Source organism: Pseudomonadota bacterium, assembly GCA_026388255.1.
Taxonomy (GTDB): domain Bacteria; phylum Desulfobacterota; class Syntrophorhabdia; order Syntrophorhabdales; family Syntrophorhabdaceae; genus JAPLKB01.
In genome coordinates this window covers 1-2,297 of sequence record JAPLKC010000115.1, presented here as the reverse complement: position 1 = coordinate 2,297, position 2,297 = coordinate 1, and the positions used below count along the sequence as shown (strand labels likewise).

The window sequence follows — 2,297 nt, the reverse complement described above, 5'->3', positions numbered from 1 at the left end:
GAAGTTCCCGATTTCTTTGTCACGGCACACGATCTTTCGTGGAGAGAACACATAGCGGTTATGGCTGAGTGCCAGAAGTATATAGACTCCGCTATCTCCAAAACAATCAATCTGTCGCAGAATGTGACCATCGAAGAAATGATGGGCATTTACACTGAGGCGTGGAAGATTGGCCTGAAAGGCAGCACGGTATACAGAGAAGGATCTCTTGATGTTGAGATTCTCAAGAAGAAAGAAGACAAACAGAAGGTGCATGATGGTAAAGCAGACCGGCCATATCAGCTTGAAGGCAAAACGTTCAAGGTGAAGGCACCAGAAAACAAACATGCGTTTTACCTGACATTTACACATCATAACAACGGTTCAATAACGCCCTATGAATTATTCATCAACACTAAAGATCCATCAGTTGAGGAATGGACGAAAGCATTGGGGAGGCTCGTCAGTGCGGTATTCAGGAACGTGGATGATCCCACCTTTCTCGCTGATGAGTTAAGAGAGATATATTCTCATTCAGGATTCTTCTCTGCTTCCCGGAGAAAGTACGTTCCGTCGTTGATTGCTGAATTCGGCGAAGTGATGAAGGATTACTTCCGGGAAATAGGTCTTGCTGAGGAAGAATTTCCGTTTGAAGAAATTCTCAACGGCGACTACAATTCTAAAAGCCTCGGTTACTGCAAAGTATGCGGACAGTATGGAACCGTCTACGAAGAAGGATGTCTGAAGTGTCTCGCGTGCGGTTTCAATAAATGCGGTTAATCAGGATGACTGTTTACAAGGCGGGGGATAATTACCAAGCCGGTGTGATAAGGTGTTGATGCCTTGTTTTTTAATTTGACAATATATCAGTATCATGATATACTGATATCAAGGAGGATAATTGATTATGAGCATGACAAAAAGAATACAATTTTATTTCCCCGATGATCTGTTAACCGAGATAGAAAGAGAATCTCAAAGAAGAGATGTTTCAATGGCTCAACTTGTCCGGGAGGCAGTAAATAAATATCTGGAAGAGATAAAGGTGAATTCTTCAGGAAAAGATACTCTTGATGAACTGGCAGGGTTTGTTGAATGTGGAACTGATCTTTCTGAGAATCACGACAAATATCTTTATGGAGACCAAAAATGAGGGTCTTTATTGATACCTCTGCTTGGGTTGCTTACTTCGATAAGAAAGATACGAATCATGAAAGCGCCCTTAAAATATGGCAACAATTAAAGCAGGAAAAAGCAATCCTTTGCACAACGGACTACATCCTCGATGAGATGTTGACGCTTCTCAAGATAAGGGCAAATAGTGATGTAGCGCTCATTGCAGCGAACGCAATTATGCAAAGCCAGAGCACAGAAGTAATCTGGGTAAAAGAAAAGCTGTTCATGGGCGCCTTAAAATTATTCAAAAAATACAGCGACCAACGCTTCAGTTTTACCGACTGCACATCTTTTGAGGTTATGAAAGCATCGAGCATCAAGAAAGCCTTTGCGTTTGATTCTGACTTTGTAAAAGCAGGATTCGAGACAATGTAGCAAAATCAAAAGAATTCTCGATGTTCTTTTGCACAAAATCCAATCAGTGAAAGACCCTTAACCGGCAATGGTTTAAGGGTCTTTTTTTATGCTAAAAAATATTTTCGCAGAAAAATGGTCTCCAACTACAGGTTCATCCAGTTGCTACCAACACCTTATCCCATCGGCTTGGGTGATTACCCCGCCTTTTTTGTATGCGTAATACATATATATGGCTGCAAGGGAGAACTATGTATGTAATCTATGGCAATAGAAGGCTTATCAAAAGAGTTAAGGAATTGCTTAAAACTCATGATAAAAGATTCGACGAAACAAAATTTCCAGAATATCTCCTTGTGTGGCACAATCCCTTGCTGGTGCTGCCGCCCGAACTGCAACTAAGGTTAATTATAAAGGATTGTGATAACAGTAATTATTTTAGTATACTGAAAAATGCCGGTGATTTGACCGATATGTTCACTCCTTTTATACCGGAGCCGGGAAAAGTAGTAAAAATAAAATCGGGGACGTACAAAGGACTAGAAGCTATTGTAAAGGGAGTTAAGAATCGAACCTGTGCGGTTGAATTTAACATACTTGGAAGGATTGCAAAAGAAAATGTTAGTCTCGATGAGGTGGAAGATAGAGAAAAATAGCAGCATAATTATCGTATGCACCATATCAACACCTTTGCTTGTTTTGTCAGATCTGCCATTATTGAAGTCAAGATTTGTGCAGATGGGTTTTTGCAGCGACTTTCACTTAGTAATACTCAGGGGTAACCACAG

General features: G+C 40.6%; 4 protein-coding genes. All 4 read left to right on the top strand.

The window, feature by feature from the left end; genetic code table 11:
• A partial coding sequence (locus NT178_16565; protein MCX5814135.1) for a hypothetical protein occupies positions 1-759 on the top strand: 759 nt, incomplete at its 5' end.
• Positions 760-886: 127 nt separating this feature from the next.
• Complete coding sequence (locus tag NT178_16560; protein ID MCX5814134.1) at positions 887-1,132, top strand: ribbon-helix-helix domain-containing protein; 246 nt, start codon at positions 887-889, stop codon at positions 1,130-1,132.
• Positions 1,129-1,530: a type II toxin-antitoxin system VapC family toxin gene (locus NT178_16555; GenBank protein MCX5814133.1), complete on the top strand. Its 402-nt coding sequence runs from the start codon at positions 1,129-1,131 to the stop codon at positions 1,528-1,530. Before NT178_16560 ends, NT178_16555 begins: the two co-directional genes overlap by 4 nt.
• A gap of 230 nt (positions 1,531-1,760) precedes the next feature.
• Positions 1,761-2,165 carry a KOW motif-containing protein gene (locus NT178_16550; protein MCX5814132.1) on the top strand — a complete coding sequence of 135 codons (405 nt, stop codon included), beginning with the start codon at positions 1,761-1,763 and terminating at the stop codon, positions 2,163-2,165.
• The last annotated feature ends 132 nt before the right edge of the window (positions 2,166-2,297 follow it).